The 22646-nt window shown below is 39.2% G+C and carries 24 protein-coding genes; 3 read left to right on the forward strand and 21 right to left on the reverse strand.

The window, feature by feature from the left end; translation table 11 throughout:
- The first annotated feature begins 54 nt into the window (after positions 1 to 54).
- Positions 55 to 636 (forward strand): glycoside hydrolase family 73 protein, encoded by a 582-nt coding sequence (locus tag ACPBEH_RS04420; protein ID WP_424349862.1) that lies wholly within the window; start codon positions 55 to 57, stop codon positions 634 to 636.
- Between the two features lie 47 nt (positions 637 to 683).
- Here the strand turns inward: ACPBEH_RS04420 and ACPBEH_RS04425 are convergent, their stop codons facing one another.
- The 17 genes from ACPBEH_RS04425 to ACPBEH_RS04505 all read right to left on the reverse strand — a co-directional run bounded on the left by ACPBEH_RS04425 (position 684) and on the right by ACPBEH_RS04505 (position 16830).
- Positions 684 to 1877 carry a MalY/PatB family protein gene (locus ACPBEH_RS04425; protein WP_424349863.1) on the reverse strand — a complete coding sequence of 398 codons (1194 nt, stop codon included), beginning with the start codon at positions 1875 to 1877 and terminating at the stop codon, positions 684 to 686.
- A 26-nt stretch (positions 1878 to 1903) separates the two neighbouring features.
- Positions 1904 to 2968, reverse strand: a complete 1065-nt coding sequence (locus ACPBEH_RS04430) for a M24 family metallopeptidase (protein ID WP_424349864.1) — start codon at positions 2966 to 2968, stop codon at positions 1904 to 1906.
- A 15-nt stretch (positions 2969 to 2983) separates the two neighbouring features.
- A complete protein-coding gene (locus tag ACPBEH_RS04435; protein WP_424349865.1) occupies positions 2984 to 4312 on the reverse strand; it encodes a PTS sugar transporter subunit IIC in 1329 nt (442 codons plus the stop codon).
- 29 nt (positions 4313 to 4341) lie between these two features.
- A complete protein-coding gene (locus ACPBEH_RS04440; RefSeq protein WP_280103165.1) occupies positions 4342 to 4674 on the reverse strand; it encodes a PTS sugar transporter subunit IIB in 333 nt (110 codons plus the stop codon).
- A 1-nt stretch (position 4675) separates the two neighbouring features.
- The gene (locus ACPBEH_RS04445; RefSeq protein WP_280103164.1) at positions 4676 to 4990 is read right to left on the reverse strand and encodes a PTS lactose/cellobiose transporter subunit IIA; all 315 of its coding nucleotides are present in this window, start codon (positions 4988 to 4990) and stop codon (positions 4676 to 4678) included.
- An 11-nt stretch (positions 4991 to 5001) separates the two neighbouring features.
- Complete coding sequence (ypdE, locus tag ACPBEH_RS04450; RefSeq protein ID WP_424349866.1) at positions 5002 to 6051, reverse strand: aminopeptidase; 1050 nt, start codon at positions 6049 to 6051, stop codon at positions 5002 to 5004.
- Positions 6052 to 6067: 16 nt separating this feature from the next.
- Complete coding sequence (locus tag ACPBEH_RS04455) at positions 6068 to 7909, reverse strand: BglG family transcription antiterminator (RefSeq protein WP_424349867.1); 1842 nt, start codon at positions 7907 to 7909, stop codon at positions 6068 to 6070.
- A 172-nt stretch (positions 7910 to 8081) separates the two neighbouring features.
- Positions 8082 to 9020: a tagatose-6-phosphate kinase gene (lacC, locus tag ACPBEH_RS04460; protein ID WP_424349868.1), complete on the reverse strand. Its 939-nt coding sequence runs from the start codon at positions 9018 to 9020 to the stop codon at positions 8082 to 8084.
- Positions 9021 to 9085: 65 nt separating this feature from the next.
- Positions 9086 to 10072: a tagatose-bisphosphate aldolase gene (gene lacD, locus ACPBEH_RS04465; RefSeq protein ID WP_424349869.1), complete on the reverse strand. Its 987-nt coding sequence runs from the start codon at positions 10070 to 10072 to the stop codon at positions 9086 to 9088.
- A 29-nt stretch (positions 10073 to 10101) separates the two neighbouring features.
- Complete coding sequence (nagA, locus tag ACPBEH_RS04470) at positions 10102 to 11247, reverse strand: N-acetylglucosamine-6-phosphate deacetylase (RefSeq protein ID WP_424349870.1); 1146 nt, start codon at positions 11245 to 11247, stop codon at positions 10102 to 10104.
- A 39-nt stretch (positions 11248 to 11286) separates the two neighbouring features.
- Positions 11287 to 12456, reverse strand: coding sequence for an SIS domain-containing protein (locus ACPBEH_RS04475; protein ID WP_424349871.1), 1170 nt, complete (start codon positions 12454 to 12456; stop codon positions 11287 to 11289).
- A 26-nt stretch (positions 12457 to 12482) separates the two neighbouring features.
- A complete protein-coding gene (locus ACPBEH_RS04480) occupies positions 12483 to 13247 on the reverse strand; it encodes a GntR family transcriptional regulator (protein ID WP_424349872.1) in 765 nt (254 codons plus the stop codon).
- A gap of 73 nt (positions 13248 to 13320) precedes the next feature.
- Positions 13321 to 14115 (reverse strand): Cof-type HAD-IIB family hydrolase, encoded by a 795-nt coding sequence (locus ACPBEH_RS04485; protein WP_424349873.1) that lies wholly within the window; start codon positions 14113 to 14115, stop codon positions 13321 to 13323.
- A 25-nt stretch (positions 14116 to 14140) separates the two neighbouring features.
- Complete coding sequence (locus tag ACPBEH_RS04490; protein ID WP_424349874.1) at positions 14141 to 14530, reverse strand: PTS sugar transporter subunit IIA; 390 nt, start codon at positions 14528 to 14530, stop codon at positions 14141 to 14143.
- A gap of 79 nt (positions 14531 to 14609) precedes the next feature.
- A complete protein-coding gene (locus tag ACPBEH_RS04495; protein ID WP_280103154.1) occupies positions 14610 to 15422 on the reverse strand; it encodes a PTS system mannose/fructose/sorbose family transporter subunit IID in 813 nt (270 codons plus the stop codon).
- Positions 15409 to 16320 (reverse strand): PTS mannose/fructose/sorbose/N-acetylgalactosamine transporter subunit IIC, encoded by a 912-nt coding sequence (locus ACPBEH_RS04500; RefSeq protein WP_280103153.1) that lies wholly within the window; start codon positions 16318 to 16320, stop codon positions 15409 to 15411. Before ACPBEH_RS04500 ends, ACPBEH_RS04495 begins: the two co-directional genes overlap by 14 nt.
- A 27-nt stretch (positions 16321 to 16347) precedes the next feature.
- A complete protein-coding gene (locus ACPBEH_RS04505) occupies positions 16348 to 16830 on the reverse strand; it encodes a PTS system mannose/fructose/N-acetylgalactosamine-transporter subunit IIB (protein ID WP_280103152.1) in 483 nt (160 codons plus the stop codon).
- 859 nt (positions 16831 to 17689) lie between these two features.
- Here ACPBEH_RS04505 and clpP point away from each other — a divergent pair.
- A complete protein-coding gene (clpP, locus tag ACPBEH_RS04510) occupies positions 17690 to 18274 on the forward strand; it encodes an ATP-dependent Clp endopeptidase proteolytic subunit ClpP (protein WP_025016311.1) in 585 nt (194 codons plus the stop codon).
- Positions 18275 to 18497: 223 nt separating this feature from the next.
- The gene (locus ACPBEH_RS04515) at positions 18498 to 19022 is read left to right on the forward strand and encodes a DsbA family protein (RefSeq protein ID WP_424349875.1); all 525 of its coding nucleotides are present in this window, start codon (positions 18498 to 18500) and stop codon (positions 19020 to 19022) included.
- Between the two features lie 114 nt (positions 19023 to 19136).
- On the opposite strand, the gene ACPBEH_RS04520 is transcribed toward ACPBEH_RS04515, so the two are convergent.
- The 4 genes from ACPBEH_RS04520 to rapZ all read right to left on the reverse strand — a co-directional run bounded on the left by ACPBEH_RS04520 (position 19137) and on the right by rapZ (position 22546).
- Positions 19137 to 19592, reverse strand: coding sequence for a MarR family winged helix-turn-helix transcriptional regulator (locus ACPBEH_RS04520; protein WP_035146456.1), 456 nt, complete (start codon positions 19590 to 19592; stop codon positions 19137 to 19139).
- A gap of 91 nt (positions 19593 to 19683) precedes the next feature.
- Complete coding sequence (gene whiA, locus ACPBEH_RS04525; RefSeq protein WP_094365657.1) at positions 19684 to 20628, reverse strand: DNA-binding protein WhiA; 945 nt, start codon at positions 20626 to 20628, stop codon at positions 19684 to 19686.
- 2 nt (positions 20629 to 20630) lie between these two features.
- Positions 20631 to 21665 (reverse strand): gluconeogenesis factor YvcK family protein, encoded by a 1035-nt coding sequence (locus ACPBEH_RS04530; protein WP_099960180.1) that lies wholly within the window; start codon positions 21663 to 21665, stop codon positions 20631 to 20633.
- The gene (rapZ, locus tag ACPBEH_RS04535) at positions 21662 to 22546 is read right to left on the reverse strand and encodes an RNase adapter RapZ (RefSeq protein WP_076632190.1); all 885 of its coding nucleotides are present in this window, start codon (positions 22544 to 22546) and stop codon (positions 21662 to 21664) included. Before rapZ ends, ACPBEH_RS04530 begins: the two co-directional genes overlap by 4 nt.
- Between the last annotated feature and the right edge of the window lie 100 nt (positions 22547 to 22646).

Raw genomic sequence — 22646 nt, forward strand, 5'->3', positions numbered from 1 at the left:
TTTTACCGTATTATTTGTTAAGCTGAACTTTACTATCAATTGGGAGGCAATTCATTGGCAACAATCACGTCTAAAATACGGCTATTACTAATTTGCGGTACCCTGTTAGTGCTACTGACCGGCTGCGGCCTACATCAAAGCAGTCAAGCACCCACTCGAACTTGGGAAACTACTCAAGAAGAACAGCAACGACAAAGTCGCTTCATTAAAAAAATCGGTCAAAATGCTAAATTGGTCTATCAAAAAAAGCATCAGGTTTTACCCAGTATTATTATCGCGCAAGCCATTATCGAATCTGACTGGGGACGCAGCGATTTAGCAACCAAAGCCAATAATCTCTTTGGGGTGAAAGGTCAGTATGAGGGCCAGCAAATCCTAATGAACACCGATGAATACGAAAATAATCAACGAACAACCATTAAAGATTATTTCAAGGTTTACCCCTCTCTTGAAATCGCCATTCAAGATCACAGTGATTTCCTGAGTGTCGGTACTTACACAACACTCGCCAACCTCACTAATTACACGGAACAAGCCGATCTCTTACAAAAGGCTGGTTATGCCACTGACCCCAACTACGCAACCAAAATCAAAAAGGCAATCCAAGACTATGACTTGGCGGAATATGATGCTTAAACAACAATAACGGTCCAAAATCTTATTATGATTTTGGATCGTTATTTTTATTTTGTATGTGCTTGCCAAACTTCTGCCATTCTAGTCATTGATTCTTTAATCAACGCATTAGGTGCGCCTAGATTTAAACGAATAAAAGTGTCACCATTCGCAACGTAATCATCACCATCACCCAAAATAACACCGGCTTCATTGGCCATCATTTCAACAATTTCATGCATTGTAAAAGGCGTATTGGCGATATTGACCCATGGTAGATAGGACGAATCCATATCACACATTTCCCAACCATTAAAAGATTCAGCTAACATGGTTTGAACATCTACATAATTCTGCTTAATATATGCCTCACATTGATTCAGCCATTCTTCCCCTTGATTATAAGCTGCAATCATTGCTGTCTGTCCAAAAACATTAGGTGAAGTAATTGAATTTTTAGCATATTGTTGGCGCAATCTTTCCCGCAATTTTGCGTTAGGAATAATTGAATAAGATAGTTTTAAACCGCCTAAGTTGAATCCTTTATTGGGAGAGGTTAAAACAATTAATTGGTCCCAATATTGTTTAGGCAATTGAAAGGCCGAGTAGAATTGCCCGTTAATAATATGTTCAGAATGGACTTCATCAACAACTAATAAGACGTCGTTTTCAAGACATAACTGTGCAATCCGCTGTATTTCAGACAGTTGCCAGATTCGACCACTTGGATTATGTGGTGAACAGAGTAGATAAATCTTAGTTTTATCATCCTCTAACTGTTTTGCCAATAATTCAAAATCAATCGTATACCGTTTATTTTCTAATTTAAGCTTATTTTTTACAATTTGATAGCCATTATGTTCAGCCGCATAAGCGAATGGCCCGTAAACCGGCGTATTCATCAAGACTTTTTCATTTGGTGCCAAAAAGGCTTGGTATAAATAATGCATATTAGGGACAGTTCCATAACCCAATGTTAACCAATCACGCTCTAGTTGATTATGATGCCGTCTTTTTTGCCAATTTAAAACAGCGTCATACCATTCATCGGTTGCATATGTGTAACCGTATGCGCCATTTAGCGCGACTTTTGCCAGGGCTTCCCGAATTTCAGGGGCTGCTTGAAAATCCATATCTGCGATCCAAACGGGAATGAAATCAGTTCTAACCTTCGGAAATTTCCCCTGAACAATTTTGCGGTCCCATTTGCGCGCGTGATCGATTTGTCGATCTGCACACTTATCGAAATCATATTTTATCATTTACGCCACACCTTATTCATTAATTTTTAAAGTACCAACAGTGTCTTGGTCGTTTCGTTTAAAACAACAGGCCCATCTTTGGTGATAACCACGTCATCTTCAATCCGAACACCACCTAAATCAGGTATATAAATACCTGGTTCACACGACATCACCATGCCCACTTGTAATTGATCCCGACTTTTAGTATTCAGCACTGGCAGTTCACCATCCCCTATTCCCATGCCATGACCTAAACCATGATTAAAATAGTCACCATAACCCCGATCCGTAATAAAATCAGCCACGATGTTATGATTATCAGCAGCCACTGTTCCAACCTGTAGACTATCGATTCCCAATTGTTGCGCAGCCTTGACGGTTTCATAAACACGCTTCATTGCAACACTTGGTTGACCAATAGCCACCGTTCTGGTCATATCAGATTGATAGCCTGCTAGGATAATTCCAAAATCGATTGTGACCAGTTCACCCTCTTGAATCAATTTATCAGTTGCCCGGCCATGTGGCATTGCACCTCTAGTCCCAGACGCAATGATGGGCTCAAACGCCATACCGTCAGCACCTAAGTCAAAAATAATCGCATAAAGTTGCCCTAATAACCATTTTTCGCTCACACCGGCTTTAATATGCAGTAACAATTGCGCAAAAGCAGTATCTGTCAGCTGGCAAGCCGCCTTCATTTTGACTAATTCAGCATCGGTTTTAATCGCTCTGATAACTGCCAAATGGCTACCAAGAGGCTCGAAATGATGCTCATCTGCTTGTAGCAGTTGATACTCTTGAATTGAAAATGCGAGATCCTCAAAGCCAATATTATCAATTTGTAAAGCCGTTAATTTTTCAATAATCGCCTGTAAATACGTCCCTTGGAAGACTATTTCTATTTGAAAATCACTCATTTTTTGTTGTGCTTCAGCAACGTAGCGCCCATCCATAAAGGCATACTTAGTTTGCTTGGTTATCAGTAACCAAACACCGCTACCTGTTAACGATTCTAAATAGGTCTTATTCGCTTTACTTTTAATAATCAAAGCTTGCAAGTTCATTTCATCCAGAAGGCGCTGCACTTTTTCAACTTGTACTGTCATTTTGAAGCCCTCCTTCTAGAAATCAAGATCTAATCCATCAAGCACTTCTTTGTCATCCGCATTGAAAATGTCTTTATTTGCTTCAACTGATTTATTTTCTGCTTGTAATTCAGCTTTTTCCATGACTTTGAAAAATGGGATATAAATTGCAACTGCTAATACAAATTGTAATAAATTAGCGACAATTGACCGCCAATCACCGTTGGTCAAAAAGCCTTCTAAGAAAACACCAACATATGGTGGATCAAAAACTGGTTTCGCAATCCACCCCCAACTCATGAAGAACATCGGCAACGTTCCGATGATGGCGCCTCCAAAAACGAACGGAATGAACATAATTGGATTTAAAATAATCGGTGCGCCAAATAAAATGGGTTCGTTAATCCCAAACAATGATGGGAAAAGTGCTACTTGGCCAATTTTACGATATCGTTTACTTTTTGAAATCATACAAGCGACAACACAGCCCATTGTAATTCCAGCACCTGTAAACCCGAAGAAAGCACTTGAAACACCTGCTGTATAGAAATGTGGTAATTCCTTACCAGCTTGCATTGCAGCAATATTTTCGGCAATAAACGTTACCATGATTGGTCGCGTAATAGGCCCGAAAACAGAAGAATGAATCCCAAAGAAGAAAATCGTACAAATCGCAAAGTTTAATCCTAATACCGCCCATGGATTATCCATGCTCCCAACTAGTGGTGCTAATAGTTTCGTTAATAAATCTGGTGGTAGTTGACCTGTTAATTCTAATGAGAGGAATCGCGCAAAAATAAAGGTCCCACCGACAATAATCGTTGTTGGAATTAATTCGAAGGATTTAGAAACAAAATCCGGTACCCCTTCTGGCATTCTAACAGTCAAATTTTTGGCTTTACAGAAGTGATAAAGTTCAACTGAACAGATGCTCGCAATCATCCCAGCGAATAATCCTTTAGCGCCTAAATTGGTAAATTCTAATGCACCATCTTTCGTAAACGATGCAGCGATAAATAAAAATGAGAACGTCGACAACGTTACACAGCCCGGAATGTACAACTTATAATGATTGCCGAGTTGATAAGCGATACACATACAAGCGTACAATCCAATCAAACCAATTGATAATTTAACAGGTAGATTGAGCAGCTCAGCATTGCCTAGAATAAATTGACTGATTGGGTTCTTCAGGCCAATCATATTCGGCAACGCCGGAATAATGGCAAAGAAGCTTCCTAAAATAGTAAAGGGGGTCATTGCCACCATCCCCGCTTTAATTGCACTCAAATGCGGTTGATTATCGACCTTATGCGCCAGTGGCATGAAAAACCGATTCATAATACTTTCGAATTTTGAAAACATCGCTATTTCTCCCTTCGATCTAATTTATACTAGTGGCTAGCTTGATATTTGTTATAAGTAACCAACGCTAATTTCATCACTGTTGCACCATCCATTTGCCCATAAACATCTTTATCAATAATGGCATACGGGATTTGACGTGGTTCGGTTAACGATTGGATAAAATCAATTTTATGTGTGATTTGTGGTCCAACTAATACAATATCCCAGTTATCAATCTCGCTTTCCAAGTTATCTGCTGGAATCGCCGTGAATGCAAAATCGTCATCGTTTAACTTTTGACTTTCATGAACAACCTTTTTCATATTTTGCATTAACATATTCGTTGAAAAACCGCCTGCACAACAAAGTAAAATTCTCATTTTATTTTCCTCCTTCAAATACATCGATTAACGATTCGATTAAGTCACAAGCTAATTGTGACGTCATAAAGTGATCTTGCGCGTGAACCATCAAAAGCCCCATTTCTGGACTCTCTTGATCAGGGTCTAATTCTGCTGTAATTAAATCTGTTTGAATATTATGCGCAGCTGTGCCAATCTGACGCGCTTCTGCAATAAGTGCACGGGCCCCTACAAAATCCTTATCCCGCACTTTTTTCAAAGCCATAAATGCCTTAGCCTTACTATCCCCAGCTGTCGAAATAATTGTCATGATATCAATCTCTTTTTGTGCCATCTGTATGCTCCTTAAAATGTGAGTAAGTTTTTTAAATCTTTTTGATGGAAATTTTTTAATAAATCAACATAAATTGAAATACAGTCTTCGATATCTTTCATATCAATCATTGAATATGCACAATGACCATAGCGGCAAGGTAAACAGGTGACTACGGTTGGTTTTCCTTCGTTAACCTTGTGAGCTTCTCCACCGTCAGTACCACCGCTGTTAAACATATCCAATTGAAGTGGCCATTGGTGACGTTGAGCGGTTTCTTTGACCATCTTAATTAATTGACGATTAGGGGCAAGCGTGCGATCAAAATGCGTTAACATCATTCCTTTGCCGATTTGCCGATTATTAGTATGATCTCGAACGTATTCATCTGGAAAACAAGCGACATCAATTACAAAAACGACATCTGGATTACCTGTATAAACTGCCGTCTTTGCACCCCGAATACCAACTTCTTCACTACTCGTTGCAGCATATTGAATCGTACTTTCCAACGATTCATCAGCTAAACGCTTAGCAATTTCCGTCATAATGAAACAGCCTAATCGATCGTCAAGTGCCTTGCCAGCATAGATGTCAGTTAACCCAAATGATTCAAAAGGTGTTGCGTAAGTGACCATATCACCAATTTGAATCCCTAACTGGGTAATATCCTCAGCACTAGTAGCCCCAACATCCAAGTAAAGCTTAGAAGCGGCTGTTTTATCGTATTCGCCACAAACAATTCCACTAATTTTAGCGCCAGTTTGCGTTGTTACACGTAACTTCTGAAACTGTTGTGCGTTTAGTTTAACGCCACCGACAACCATTAATTGAATTAAGCCGCCTGCACTAATGCTTCTAACAATGAAGCCAACCTCATCCATATGGACACAAATCATAATCTTCGGCCCACCGGGTTGTCCCTTTTTAGTTGCGATGAGACTTCCCAAACCGTCATAACTAATATCATCAACATGCTTGCTAATATTGGCTTTAATGACATCTCTAACTTCTTGTTCACAAGAAGCGATCCCATCTGCATTGGATAACTTTTCTAGTGTTTCAATTGTGATGTTCACCATTATTACTACCCCTTTTTTATAAACTATTTTTTAAAACGACATAGAATTCTTCAAAACTGCTAGTTTCTGATAGTTCTCGAAGTGTTTGTTCCTTACCTAGTAATTGAAAAATCTTTTCGGTAATCATCCTAATTAAATTAACTTGTTGCCCTTGGATTGCTAAGAGAAAAATAATTTTAACCGGTTCATCAGGTGTTGGTTGAAAAAGCGCTACTGAGATTTGATTCTGCTTAGCAAGTAATTCGAGTGGATGTGGTATTGCCAATCGTTCGCCATACAATGTACTCAGTAAATTTTCTCTTTCCAAGACACTTTGCTTAAAGCCCGATTCGACAATGTCTGACTCTTCAAGTTGAATTGCCATCTTAGTTAATAACTGTGTGTAAGATAACTGACGTTCACATCTAAAATAGTGTTTATTAAATAGTGAAAGAAAAGCTTGTTTATCATTTTGAGCAACATCACTACTTTGTTGAGCAATTGCCTCTAGAATCGTATTGGGCGTTAAATCAAGACCTAATTCATTAATTAAAACCACTGGCACCTGATAACTCACACGTAACGGTTTAATTGAGAAAATAATATCCGGCATAAAAATGCTAATTTTTTCTTCAGCATTCAAAGCAAAAGTCTGAATCGTAGCATCTGTGAAGAGATAACTTAATTGAAGTTTAATGAGATGTGCACTCCCACCACCACTTGAACAAACAATTGCAATTTTCCGATAATTATTTATTTGTCGATATTTATGCCGTTCAAAATGAACCGCTAGATGCGTACAGATCAAGCCTACTTCGACCGCAGTAATCTGGATATTAAAGGCTTCTTCTAACATATCTGCCAATTTTAATGAGAAATCAAATTCCTGGGCATAACGTTGACTCATTTCAACTGTTAACGCTTGATGACATCCCTCTTGAAAAGGTTGGCGGCTAATTAAAGCCTGAATATGAAGGGTAATCAATCGCATAAATTCCTGATCTTCCGACATATTCGTTTGGTATAAGTCATCTATTTTACGAAAAAACAGCTCAATTTCATGCTCGATTTCGACGCGGTCAACTGGTGGAACATCCAATCCTTTTGATTGATCCGTTATTAATTGCGCCAGATAATCCGCACATGGTTTAAATTCTGAGATTGTCAAAAGTTCTCTAAATACTGCTTCTGAAAAATCAGCTGGTGATAACAGCTGATTATTAAACGCAATAAAAGCGTAGCTGATAAAATATTTTTGATATATCAAAGTTAATTGCTCATCTCGATACTGTAACTGTCTATTTGCTAACAAAGCATTAACAAAATGAATTAACTGTTCTTCCACACCAGCATCAAGAAATTGATGATATAGTGTCAAAAAATCAATATCGGCTGCATAGCACTGCTCAATCATCATTGCTAATCGTTTCTCGAAACTAACTGTTAGCCGAATACCATAGTGTGCCCTTCGTTCTAATTGATTGGCTATGCTTTTTTCTTGTATTAATCTTTTTAAATCAATCTTTATTTGGGATTTGCTCACTTGAAGTAATTCACTCAAATTGGCAATCGTCTGATAATTGTTCTGAAATAGTAAGTTCATGTACAGCATATTGCGTCGGCGTTCAGGCGTCTTAAAGTCAATCTTTTTTAAAGTATCAAAGTACTGCTGAAATCGTTCTGAATTATGAATCACTAAGTAGTATCCTTTTTTTGGACGCTCCAATATTTCAAAGCCATGTTCACCAGCATCTCTCATTAATTCGTCGATATCTGTTCTGATTGTTCTGGTACTTACTTTTAAAGTTGTCGCTAAACTTTCTAAAGTCATAAATTGTGAATAATCAAGGAATAGTTTTACGATTTGATACAATCGCATAGTGACCTCCTTCCGCTCAAAGTAAGCGCTTACTTATATATGTTTATTGTATGAGCTGACACAATACTTTAAAAGGGTAACCTTTTCCAATTTTTTTGAAAAATAGTATCCTAATTAAACGTATAAAAAAGTCCAAAGTCATGACGTTCATAACTTTGGACAATCTTAGTTTTTAAACCTCTTCAACCTCTACCTGCTCCAAATAAGTCTCAAATAATTCGGGATTAACAAAGCCTGTTTGTTTTTCCATTGTGTTCAACATACCGGTAGTCATCCCGGTTTTAAGAATAATTTCATCTGAGGCGTTCACATCAATCCCCATTGCCAATCCTGCGAGCGTCGCATCCCCAGAACCCACCGGATTCTCAACGTGGATTTTAGGAATTGTCACACGATAAAACCGATCGTTATGTTTCGCAAATGCACCCGCGGCACCCATCGAAACAACAAGCCACTCGACTCCTTCAAAAACTGGTGACTGTAAGCTATGTTTTAACGTTTCTAAATGATTAACATCAACTGTGTAACCTAATAATTGGGCGATTTCTGTTTCATTGGGCTTAATTAAAGTTGGTTTCACTGGTGCTGCCAAACTAGCCGCCAATGAAGCCCCAGACGTATCCAAAATGGCATTTACCCCCGTATCACGCGCCAATGTAACTAATTTGGCATAGTAATCATTTGATAACCCACCTGGTAAACTACCTGATAAGGTCACTGTATTAACCTGTGGTAATAAAGCGCTATAAAAGGCTAAGAAAGCTTGCGCATCATCTTGTGAAATCGTAGGACCGGCTTCTAGAATTTCAGTTTGTTGACCATCATCATGCAAAATAGCGATGGCATTCCGTGATTCCTGATTAATTTCAAAGAAGCGATGTTGAATATGATCTTCATCTAATTTTTGTTTGATAAAGTTACCAATATGGCCGCCAACAATCCCACTCGCTAATAATTCTTGAGCCATTAGGTGGAGGACTCTTGAAACGTTTAATCCTTTACCACCGGCTGTTTTGCTAACTTGTGTCACCCGATTCACATCATCGATAACTAAGGTATCAAGCGGATAAGAAATATCAACCGCTGGATTTAAAGTGACTGTTAAAATCATAATCATTACTCCTTAAATAAAAAGGGCTCGACTTCGTAAAGTCAGCCCCTCTTTAGTTTTTTTAATTAGTCAGTTACTTTGCCTAACCATGGTGTTGCGGTCTTAACTAGAACTGCATTTAATTCATCAATATTTTGCTTACCTTGTGTTTGTAACCACTGGCGACCAGCTTGTTCACCGTCTGCAGCAAATGGTTTGACGCCGTTTTTCCATGTTGCTCGGCCACACAATACACCATTGAAGGTTGACCCAGACTCCTTAGCAAAAACTAATGTATCTTGGAATAATTTAGCTGTCACACCTGCACTTAGGAAGATAAATGGTAAGTCGGTTGCTTCTGCCTGTTCTTTAAAGAATGTCGCCGCTTCCGCTTTCGTATAAACGACTTCACCATCGCCAAAGCCCTCTACATATTTCATATTAACAGGCACTTCAACCTTTAAAACGTCCACGTGATATTGTTCTTTTGAGAATTCCTTCATCATTTCGATAACTTTGTGTGGTTTAACTTTGGCATAAGCCGCACCATTAACATCATCATTATTCGCATCATAAGCCACTAATTCAAGGAAAAATGGAATATCCTCTGCCACACATTCGCTTCCTAAACGTTCGATGAAAACATGTTTCAAGTGATTAATATGATCATCTTCATCCGTATCGTAATAGAGAAGGAACTTAACCGCATCTGCACCATTTTCTTTAATCCGACGAACTGACCAATCCTCCAAAATATCAGGTAAACGCCCTGGTGTCGTTGCGTCATACCCCGTCTTTTCATAAGCCAATAAGAGACCTGCATCGTCATCCCGAGCTTTAGCAGCTGGTAAGCCATATTCTGGATCTAAAAGAATTGATGAAGCAAACGGTGTGAGTTCTTCGGAAACAGCAACTTTAAAGTTAACAATTTCTTTTTCTGGATCGCCCTGGACATCACTAGCAATCATCTTTTTCAATGAACCGCGTTGATCGATAGCGAGCGCACTGATGATGCCATCCTTTGTTGATAATCGTTTCAAAGCTTCTTTTTTGGCAGGTGTTAGTTTTAGCATAGGTATAAATCTCCTTTAATATTAATTAACTATTTTTGGTAACGTGAAATACCATCTAAATAAGTTTCAACAAGATTTAAATCATGATCAAAAACAATGAAATCTGCAGCGCGGTTTGGTGCGATGCTCCCACATAAATCATCAATCCCAACACTTTGGGCAGGTACTTGACTAGCCATCTTAATAGCTTCAGCGGGTGTGGCAATATTCCAATCCACGACATGTTTAACCGCTTGCTTGAGCATTAAAACACTCCCTGCTAAACTACCAGATTCCAAGCGAGCCGCCCCATCTTTAACCATTACAGGGAACTCGCCCAACATTGATGGGCCTTCTGGCATTGCACCAGCACGCATACAATCGGTAATTAATGCGGTTTGATCTGTCCCTCGCACACTGATCAGTGCTTGAGCGGCTTGCGGATGAACATGATGCCCATCACAAATTAATTCAGCAAACACGTCTTTAAGCGTCATAGCGGCCCCAACCATCCCGGGTTCACGATGATTTAGCGGGCTCATGCCATTATAGGTATGAACGAAGATTGAAGCACCTGCTTCAACAACTTCCTTGGCCTCTTCATAGGTTGCACTACTATGTGCCAACGCAACTTTAACGCCTTGTTGTTTCAAAGCAGCTGTAAATTCCTTAGCACCATTTCGTTCAGGTGCAATCGCAATTTTTTTGATCATCCCATGTGCTAACTCTTGCCAATGATTGAAGATTTCAAGACTGGGATCAGAGAAGTACTTTGGATTTTGAGCGCCCTTATGTTCTTCAGTAAAGAATGGGCCTTCAAAGAAAACGCCTTGAATCTTCGCCCCTGAAGCTTCCGTATAATGATCTCCAATATCTGCAATCACATCATTCAACGTTTCAGGTGCTGCTGTTAGGGTTGTAGGTAAGAAAGACGTTACTCCACATTCTAAAAGCCCGTCTGACACTGCTTTAACACCCTCAAAGTCATTATCCATTACATCATGCCCTTTTAAGCCATGAATATGGGTATCTACGAGTCCCGGTGCAATCCACTTGCCACTGTAATCCTTAATCTCACCGTCTGGTTTTTCTGTTTGATATGTTCCAAAACGACCATCAACAATGGCTAAATAGCCACCATTTTCAACTTTGTTCTTCAAAAAGAATTTATCTGCATGAATATAATATGTTGCCACTTTAAAGCCCCCAAGCTAATCATTATATTTAATACCAACTTATTCGTAATCGTGAATCGTAACCCCTTTAACCACGCGATTAACCGTCCCACTTGGTGATGGTGTATCAGGTGTATTGCCAACCTTAATCGAACTTAACAATGAAACGGTTTGGGCAAACATCACATCTGCTAATGCTAGGTAGCCTTCAGGTAAATGAGCGCAACCGTTTTCGAAAGTGAACCGATCACCTGAGAAATTTTGTTTCCCTTGCACATCGATTGCCAACGTCTTAGCGGCAATTTGATCACCATTGATTTCTTCCAAGATATCGACATCGTATTGTCTCGTGTAAGGCTGGTTATTGACGAAAACAAAAACCAATGTTTTTTCGTTAACAAATGATTTAGGCCCATGTCGGAAGCCCATTGATGAATCAAACATCGTTGTTAACTTACCAGCTGTTAATTCAAGCACTTTCAATTGCGCTTCACGTGTTAGGCCAGATAAGCTCCCAGATCCTAGATAAACAATCCGGTTAAAGTCTAAATCGACTACGGCTTGAATTTCAGCTTCCCGTTCAATCACTTCTTGGCCCATCGCAATTATTTTTGCGACATAATGGGCTTTTTTGTCAATTGGTGTTTGATCAAAGACCAACATAGCCGTAAGTGACATACAACTGTAGGAACCGGTCATTGCAAAGCCTTGATCATTAGCACCTGCTGGCATCATCAACAATAGATTGCGAGCATCATTCTTAGAAGCAACTGCTAATTGACCATCCGGTGCGCAAGTAATCGTGATTTCATATAAGTCTTTAATCACTTGCTTAGCAATTTCAACTGTTGCGACACTTTCAGGACTGTTACCACTTCTCGCAAATGAGACTAAAATCGTTGTTACATCAGGTTTTAAATAATCATACGGCGCCGCAACAATATCAGTAGTTGGAATACTTTCAAATTGGTAGCGGTCTGTATCCCCTGCTTGATTTAGATAGGGCCTTACTGTGTCACCAACATAAGCTGATGTTCCTGCACCCGTAAAAATAACTCGAATTGGTAAGTCATTTTGTGGCGTTATTGCTGCAAGAAAGCCTTTAATTTTTTCTGCTTGGGACTTGAAGTTGTCAAAAGCCTCTTGCCATAGCGTTGGTTGTTGTCTGATTTCGCGAGTTGTAATACTAGCACCCGCTTTCGATAATGCGCTTTCATTTTCTTTAAACATAATTAATCGCTCCTTCTTTAAAAAAATTATCGTTGATGCCGAAGGTGATATGTAAATTTATCACCGCGCGCCACACTGAGTGTATATTCGACAATTTCATTTTTATTATTATAAGTTGTCCGTTTGAGCTTCAAAACTGGTGCACCCTCGTAGAACTTAAGTGGCTGTGCATCTTTAGCCGTCATAATCCCAACAGATAAAATTTCATCTGCAACCTTCACAGTCTGGTTATACCGCTTCATGAAAAGGTCGTACAATGGCGTTGTTTGTAGCATTTCTAATGTTAAATCCGGAAATTTGCTGAGCGGCAGGTATGTCCGTTCCAACATCATCGGTTCATTATCGGCTGAACGCAATCGTTTCATTTTAATAATCTCATCATCAACCGCGATTCCTAACCCTTCAGCTACAAACTGATTAGCCTTCATTGTTTTTAAACTCAAAATCTTCGTCTCAGGAACCTTACCTAAAGATTTCATTTGTTCTGTAAAGCTATAGGTTCCGCCTAAATCAGTCTGCCCTTTAATCACGTTTGAAACAAATGTCCCTTTACCATGTTGACGGTGGACATAGCCCATTAATTCCAGTTCATTTAATGCAAATCTAACGGTCGTGCGACTTAACCCATACTGACTTGATAATTCACGTTCAGAAGGTAATCGATCATTTACGTTCATTTCGTTCTCAATTTTAATTTTTAAAGTATCCACTAATTGATTATATAGCGGCTGGTTATTCTTATGTGTAACCACTTGAGTGCCTCCTCGATAACTGGTATCTACCACACACATCAATCTACTCCATTATTACACTAAAGTCAATGTCATTTGATTAATCATTATACATTGGTAGATACCACAGAGGTTACTCTAATAGATAACGAATCGCATGTGCTAGCCCGTCTTGATCGTTGCTCAAAGTGATATAATCCGCAATCGTCTTAATATGCGGCATCCCATTAGCCATCACAATCCCGTGACCGACGAATTTGAGCATTTCAAAATCATTCTCACTGTCACCAATTGCGGCCATTTCCTCTGGTAAAATATTTAGGATTTCTCCTAAAAACTGTAATCCCTTAGCTTTACTTGTGGCTTGCGCTGTTATTTCCAGACACATCTCATCCGGTTTAACCGCGGTCACCGGTAAATCTTTCGTTTTGGTAACGAGTTCTGCTAGGATTGCTGGATTTTTCGTACAATATAGCATCTTAGAAACTTGTGATTGATCATCACCCAAGTCGGCTAGTGTTTCAACTGTGGTCAGCTCACTATTTTTAGCGAACATTGTCAACAACGACTCATCACGTACGAGAATATAAGAATTCAAAACAGTACTAAAATAAGTATTTACCTGCTGTAAATCGCCACTAACAACCACTTGTTCAACCAATGCAGTTGGCATCTTAATAGTCATCAACGGTGTTAAATCTCCCCATTTAAAAACGGCGGCACCATTTAACGACACAATATAGGCTTCCTCAACACCCATCTGTTCTAAAAATGAACTTGCCGAATGAACACTACGACCCGTCGCAACCACCAATTGGACACCACTAGCGACAACTTGTTGCAAATGCGTCTTGTTAACATCAGAAATTTCACCTTGTGAATTTAAAGTAGTGCCATCTAAGTCAATCGCTAATAACTTAAGCGCCATACTTCGATCCTCCCTCAGTTAGCTATTAATTCTTAGGCAACATCTCGTTTAAGAATTTAACGCCTGCAGTTGCGTCTGCCACTAAATTAAGTGGCTGACCTGTCATTTGTGCATTGAGATAACTAATGCACATTGGCATATTCATCCCAGTATATAAGTCAATATCCGCGCCCTGCATTACAAGCTTAGAAACCTGATTGGCAGGTGTCCCACCCATTAAATCAGCTAGCACAATTAATTTATCGCCGTTTGTTTCAGTTTGAAGTGCTGTAAATTTACGAATATAATCATCCTCACCTTCTTCAGGGAGAAGGGCTAATGTTCGAATATCATCTTGTGGTCCAAAAATTAATTCGACACTCTTTTTTAATTCTTCACAAAAACGTCCGTGACTCGTCAATACTAATGTGCTCATAATATCTTGCTCCATTCATTTTATTGTTAATATAAAAACCCCCACTACAAGTCGTATGTGTAGAGAGGGCATTGTTAGATTAACCTTTCGCAATAACACCAAGTGCCGAAAGCGCAATGGATACGAATAATACGATGAAAATTGCCCGAGTTGCCGTCATATTTTTACGACCAAGAACCCAATATACAAGTCCAACAATCGCTGCTGGTACTAATTTAGGCAAAATCATATCAATTTTATCCTGTAAAACAACACTTAGATCACCAAGGTGAATAACTGTCCCAATCTTAATATTAATCATAGTTGCAACCAAGGCCCCAACCATGAAAACGCCCAAAAGAGTCGCAGCATCTGTTAATGCCGATAATTTAGCTTGCATTCGCGTTACTAAATTAACACCTTCTTTATAAGCAAACTCGAGTTGACGCCAACGGAAGTACATAACCCCTATATTAACGGCAATCCAGAGAAAAACGCCTGTTGGATTACCAGCAATTGCCATATTAGCGGCAATCGCCCCAAAAATAGCAGGGATCAAGGATGCAAAAATCGAATCTCCAATAGCGGCAAACGAGCCCATTAACCCAACTTTTAACCCAGAGACAGTTTCAATTGACTTAACACCCTCTTTTTCCTGAATTGCCAAATCAGTCCCCGTAATAATCGTATTAAAGAAATTACTGGTATTAAAGAATTGCGTTTCATTCTTCATGACTTGTTTTAACTCATCAGTATTATCGCCATATATTTTACGTAGTTGCGGTAACATTAAATATAAATAACTCGTATTCTGCATTCTCTCGTAATTCCAACCTAATTGGAAGGTAAACAAATTACGACGGTTGATCTGCTTAAAATCTTGTTTCGTTAATTTATAATTAGAGTTCGTCATCTTCAATTTCCCCCTTATCATCCAATTCAGCCGCTTGTTTAGTGTCATTAGGCATTACTGCAGCAGTTGCCTCATGCTTATCCATACCACGTTTGTATTCAATTGCAGCAAAACCAAAGCCGATTAACGCAATCCCTAACATTGGTAAGCCTGCAAAATTGTAAGTGAAATCTTTTGCAACACCTGTTACAGCACCACCTAAGGCCCCAACTGCAGCGTAAATCGTTGCAAAAATCGCTGTTAAAATAAAGCCAATAATCAAGTATGGATAGTGTTTCTTAACTGGTAAATATCTTAAGAGAATCGCAAACCCAACAGCCGGTAGAACTGCACCAGCCGTTTCAAGACCGGTTGCTAACCAACTTAATTGACTATTCATATAGCTCACAACTGAATTGACTAAGCCCCCACCAAAAGTCAATGCTAAGAATACTGGTAATGCTCTTGATAATGCCCAAGGAATTGCACCATATAGATAATTCCTCTCAATTGCTCGATAATTATGATTTTCAATTAATTTATCAATTCGATGCGCAAAGAATGTGTTCGCAAAACGCGCAATAATATCAGTTTGAATTAACAATGCTGCTACTGGTACAGCAATCGCTGAGATTGCTTGATTTTGATTCATTCCTAATCCGATTGAAAAAGCTGTTGCCAAAACAGTTCCCGAGTTTGCATCGATTCTGGAAGAACCACCAAACGTACCGACACCCAAAACCGTTAATTGCATCGCTCCACCAATCATTAATCCAGTTTTCATGTCTCCCATGATTACGCCTGAGATAAAACCGGCAAAAACAGCTGAACCTGCACTAGAATTAATCGTTAATTCATCACAAATTTGATAACCAGCATATAACGTTAGTAGTAATATTTGCCACCATTGAATACCCATGATAATGTCTCCTTCTTAAACAGATTTTTATAATTCTTTAATAAGTGCCATAAAATCATTAACCTTATCCCCGGGAACCATCCGATTAGTAATACGAATCCCTTTAGCGCTAAGTTCTTTAAAAACATCAATATCATGATCTGTCACATTAATAGATTTATTAATGTGCTTTGTTTCATCAGTTTGTGACATGTTACCGACGTTAATCTCGGGTAACACAACACCCTTTTCAACTAATGCTAACAACGTTTCAGGTTTCTTAACAACTAAAAATAATTTCTGTGAATCATAACGTCCTGCTAAGATATGATCAGCTGCTGTATCAACCGATAAAACACTAAGCTTGGTCCCAGCAGGCGTGGCCATTCTTAACCCCGCCTTCTCAACAGCGCTATCCACAACTTGGTTATCAACAACCATAATACGTGTGACGCCCAAAGATGGTGTCCAAAGATTGGCCACTTGTCCATGAACGAGTCGTCCATCAATTCTGACAGCCGTAATTGACATATATATCACCCTCCAAATCAAATAATTGCAGTGAAAATAATAAACATTACCTAGCAGTAACTCATCACTACCAGTTGGCTTTAATGTAAATGATAACGCTTACTTTGTCAAATTATTTTGTGCCATTTTCACATTAATAACATTTTGTTAATCCCCTAAATATCAGCATTTGTAGGTTATTTTAGTGTATGGACCGATTGCGAATTAACTGGTATTAACCAGTAGTCGTAACAGCAGCGGATTAGCCCTCTTATTTTAGAACCATTGCCCATTTTTTATAGCAATTATCAATATACCAATGACATTATTTATGCCCACTAAAAAAAGATTAAACCACCTTCAAGGTAATTTAATCTTTTTTAATAGAATTGACGAAGGCCACCTATTTCTAGGTGGCCTTCTAATTAATTTCGCATATTAAATTCTGACATAATGTCGGGGCGCCAGTCACTAATTGGCGCCGCTCGCTAGTACTAAATCGCTAGCGGTTAAGGCATGTTCATATGCCGGTTTTATTTTTGGGTTAATGCAATTATGTCTCAATTCTTGTGTTTCTAAATATTTTCTCGTTTAAACAGCGTAAGCCGCCTCTTTACACTACTTGTAACTCCAGGGTTACTCCAGTTGATTAAAGTCTTCAAACAATACTTGATACTACAGTCATACGTGCTGATTAACTAATAAATAGTATAACATATTTTGGATTAAATTGCACCCTACATAATTAATCAGTATTTAGGACTTACCATTTGACCATAGTTGACCTTTGCTGTAAAATTTGGTTTATAGATTATTGGGAAGATTGACCAATTACTTTGGTTAAGCCCATCTTCTCAGCTTTATATAAGGAGGCAATTCAATGTTAGTACCGACAGTTATCGAACAAACATCTCGTGGCGAACGTGCCTACGATATTTACTCTCGTTTACTAAAAGACCGGATCATCATGTTATCTGGTGAAGTGAACGACCAAATGGCTAACACAATCATTGCGCAATTACTATTCTTGGATGCGCAAGATTCAGATAAGGATATTTCAATCTACATCAACTCACCTGGTGGTTCTGTGACAGCCGGTTTGGCAATCATGGATACAATGAACTTCATTAAATCTGATGTTCAAACAATCGCTATGGGGATGGCTGCTTCAATGGCCAGCGTTTTACTTTCAGCTGGGACAAAAGGCAAACGTTTTGCATTGCCTAACTCAACAGTCTTGATTCACCAACCTTTAGGCGGTGCACAAGGCCAACAAACTGAAATTGAAATCGCTGCTCGCGAAATTTTGAAGACTCGGAAACGTTTGAACCAAATCTTGGCAGACAATTCTGGTCAAAGCTTCGAAAAATTACAAGCAGACACTGATCGTGATAACTACATGACAGCCCAAGAAGCAAAAGATTACGGTTTGATTGACGACATTATGGTTAACCAACCGAAATAGAGTGCTGACTCAAACGCTTTGACTTTGAGGTTTAACAAAAAATAGCAATTATGGTGTTTTTCAACCATGATTGCCATTTTTAGTTTAACCGGAAAAGACAGTTTGAGGAAGCACGTTTTCATTCTGGACATTAATTCAAAAGGACACCTCAAGTTTAATCCTTGTGGTGTCCTTTTTTGCTGCGTATTTGCTATACTTAGTTTAATACAGAGGAGGTTTTATTATGGATATTAGTGTTATTAAAAGTGATCAAGTGACAACTGAAGGTGGGATTGTCATTGGCCACCCTGAAGCACCCGTCACACTTGTTGAATTTTTGAATTTAGCTTGCCCCTATTGTCGCAAATGGTTCCTCAAATCGGAGGAACAGCTCACTAAGGCCGTCGAAGCTGGTCAAGTACGACGAATCATCAAACCTTATAACAAGGATAAAGACGATCTGTTAATCGGTAACCTCGCTCATACTTACCTCCCCTTCGACCAACCCGCTGTTGCTTTAAACGCCATCCATTTTCTCTACACTCATCAAAAAACGTGGCGCCCTGATTTATCGGATTCTGAATTCGATAAATACATGCAGGCTAACCTTAAACTAAGCCCACTTGATAATACCGTACAGTTAGCGGCCATTGTTGACGAAGCTCAAGCAGCCAATATCAAATTCGTCCCAACAATCATCACTGGTGAACATATCTTTGATGAATCGATAACACCAGAAGAACTCGATACCATTTTACAAGCTCAATAAGCAAAGCGCGCCTTTGATTTACTAAAGGACGCGCTTTTTAATATAAAAAAGCGATCAAAGTTCTTTAAAACAAGAACTTCGATCGCTTAATTTTTGCACTCATCATGATTTGCTTTAAGCAAATCGATCAGTGTCTGATTGAATGGCATTTAAATGTTTTTCGACTTCGTTCATGCTTTGACGTAAGTCATGATATTTGTCGCTTGTGAAATCTAGGTAGTTGGTACAATTACCGACACGTTCGTAGATTTCAAGTTTTTGTGATTCTGCTTGATCTGTTAATGAAACATCAACGCGACGTTCATCGTCAGATGCGCGCTTACGATCAACCCAACCATCTGCTTCTAGGCGTTTCAATAGTGGTGTTAATGTCCCACTATCTAATTCTAAATGGTGACCTAATTCCTTAACTGACATTGTCCCATGTTCCCACAATGCTAACATTGCGATGAATTGTGGATAAGTTAAGCCATAAGGTTTTAAGACCTTTCCGTAAAAATGGTTGTAAGCTTTCTGTGCGCGATAAATCGAAAAGCATAATTGCTCATCTAATAATACTGGTTTAATCATATGTTTTCCTCCCCGGAAACCCGTTAGTTTATAGTGTACACAATTTAATTGTAAAAGTCAAATCTTGTGTATTTATTAACGAGCGTTTCTTTTAAATGACTTTCTGTTGGTAACCTTCAGCCAATTGATTTAATTTTCTTAAACGATGGTTAATCCCTGATTTTGAGATTGCCCCACTCGGCATCTTTTCACCAAGTTCTTTCAAAGTAATGTCCGGAAATTCCAACCGTAATAATGCAATTTCCCGCAATTTCGCAGGTAAATTATCTAGTCCTACTGAATCCCTTAAATACTCGATATTTTCAATCTGTTTCGCAGCCGCATCAATCGTTTTATTTAAATTGGCTGTTTCGCAGTTAACCAAACGGTTCACCGAATTACGCATGTCACGGACAATTCGAATGTCTTCAAACTTCAACATCGCATTCGTGGCACCAATCACCTGTAAGAAATCGGCAATTTTTTCTGCTTCTTTCAAATAAGTGATGTAACCACTGCGGCGAACCGTCGTTTTAGCGTTTAGCCCAAATGTATTCATCATCCGCACAATATCTTGATTGTGTTCTTCGTAGAGTGAATAAATCTCTAAGTGGTACCGACTAGTTTCCGGATTATTGACTGAGCCACCGGCTAGAAAGGCCCCTCTTAGATATGAACGTACGCGTTGATCTTCATCAATGATATCTTCTGAAACTCGCGTATGAATGGTAAACCCATCTTCAGCGACAATGTTCAAATCGTTCAAAACAGTATTCGTATCATATTTGAGTCGCACAATGTATTGATTGTTTTTCTTTAATTTCATTTTGCGGCGAACCAACAATTCTGATTCAACCTGATAGTTTTGCTTTAATAAACTGTAAATCCGGCGAGCAATCGCCGGATTTTCTGTCTGCACGTTCAAAACAAATTGATGGTTCATCAAACTTAATGAGCCATTCATTCTGATTAAAGCGGCCAATTCAGCCCGTGCATGTTCCGGATGTACTTCGAGTTGCGTTAGCTCTTTTTTTACTTCACTTGCGTATGAAGCCATCCTTATTCACCTCGCTTAGTTGTATTAACCTGAAAGGCAAGATTCATAATTTCACTTGCGACCTTTTGACCATTATGGAAGACACCGTGATTGTCGAGTTTTAAAAAGTTATCGGAAATCACTCGGCAGCCTAGTTGTCTCAGCCCATCAAAATCATGTTCGACCGGCCATAAAATTTCATCATATTTTTGATGATCCAAATAATTAGCTGGCACTTGACCAGTATTGACAAGGACTGTGTCCACCACATGTTGCCCTAGATGTTCATTCAGAACTCGGACATGGTCAGCATCAGTGAAGCGTTCGGTCTCGCCTTTTTGAGTCATGATATTACAAATGTAAATAATCTCAGCTTTGGTTTGTTTAACTGCCTCACCAAGATTTTTAATCATTAAATTGGGTAAAATACTGGTAAATAAGCTTCCTGGTCCAAGGACCACCACATCGGCGGCCATAATCGCTTCGACAACCTCTTGAACTGCGGTTGGTTCCTCTTGATCATCAGGATCAGTCTTCGTCACCCAAACGCGCTTAATTTGCTTGCGTGCTGCGGTAATTTCAGATTCGCCTGCCAGTTGTGTGCCATCTTGAAAGGCCGCATTTAGCGTTAAGGCCACATTGGCGGCCGGGTAAACATGCCCATCAACAGCCATCATTTCTGAAAGCCGTTGAACCGCATCAAAGATGCCAGATTCCATTTCAGACAGCGCCGCAATGATTAAATTACCAATCGCGTGTCCTGAAAAGAAGGCATCATGTGATTTAAATCGATATTGAAAAATGTCGAGCGTCAACTGTGGTAAATCTGATAAAGCCACCAAAACGTTCCGAATATCACCAGGTGGCACAACGTTAATATAATCTCTGATAACACCAGATGAACCACCGTCGTCTGCGACCGTCACAATAGCAGTCGCATCCGCATTTTGTTCACGTAAACTTTTTAGAATAACGGGGAGTCCCGTCCCACCACCAATCACAACCACCTTGGGACGACGACCTTTAATCACCCGGATAATGCGATTAGTAGCTGTCATGAGCGGTTCACCGATTCCTTTCGTTTCTTCATATCACGATGTGTCACATCAACAGGATAGTCAACGGCTAAATCATCCGCTAGACGTTGTGCTAGTGCAACTGAGCGATGTTGTCCACCGGTACAGCCGATTGCAATCGTAACACTTGTTTTACCTTCTTTAAGATAACCTGGCATGATACTTTTTAATAGTGCTGTCAACTGTTGATAAAATTGTTCCGTTGCGGGTTGTTCCATAACGTAATCTCTAACTGGTTTATCCAACCCGTTTAACGCTTTGAATTCTGCAACATAGTATGGATTAGGCAAGAAACGCACATCCATTACGATATCAGCATCGATTGGCAAGCCATATTTAAAGCCAAATGACATCACTTCGATATGAAATGACGGATTATCAGAGGTCTTAAAGACCCGGAAAATCTGTTCCCGTAATTCGCGAGGCGATAACATTGACGTATTAACCACCATCTGAGATTGGTTTCTAATTTCAGTTAATAGTTCACGTTCCTTGTGAATCCCATCCATCAAACGGCCGTTACGCGCAAGTGGGTGCGAACGACGCGTTTCTTTGTAGCGGGAAACAAGTTCTTCATCAGAAGCATCTAAGAATAATATCTTAGTTGTGACAAATTGAGTATTATCAAGGCCTGAAAGCATTTCGATAATCCCATCATAAAAGGCGCGTGAGCGTAAATCGATCACTAACGCGATCTTCGTTACCTTACCGGATTCCTTCACTAATTCCCAAAATTTGGGTAATAATGAAGGTGGCATGTTATCAACACAGAAATAACCTAAATCTTCGAAACTCTGCATTGCGACGGTTTTACCCGCACCACTCATCCCAGTAATTACTACTAAATTCAATGTATCTGTCATTAGTCCCCACTCCTCGAATTATCGGTTATTCCATTGTAGCATTCCTGGTGTGTCATTGAAAGTAAACTCGACCATAAACATAAAAAAAGTCTAAAACAAC

It is taken from the genome of Latilactobacillus parasakei (assembly GCF_049674265.1).
Classification (GTDB): Bacteria; Bacillota; Bacilli; order Lactobacillales; family Lactobacillaceae; genus Latilactobacillus; species Latilactobacillus sakei.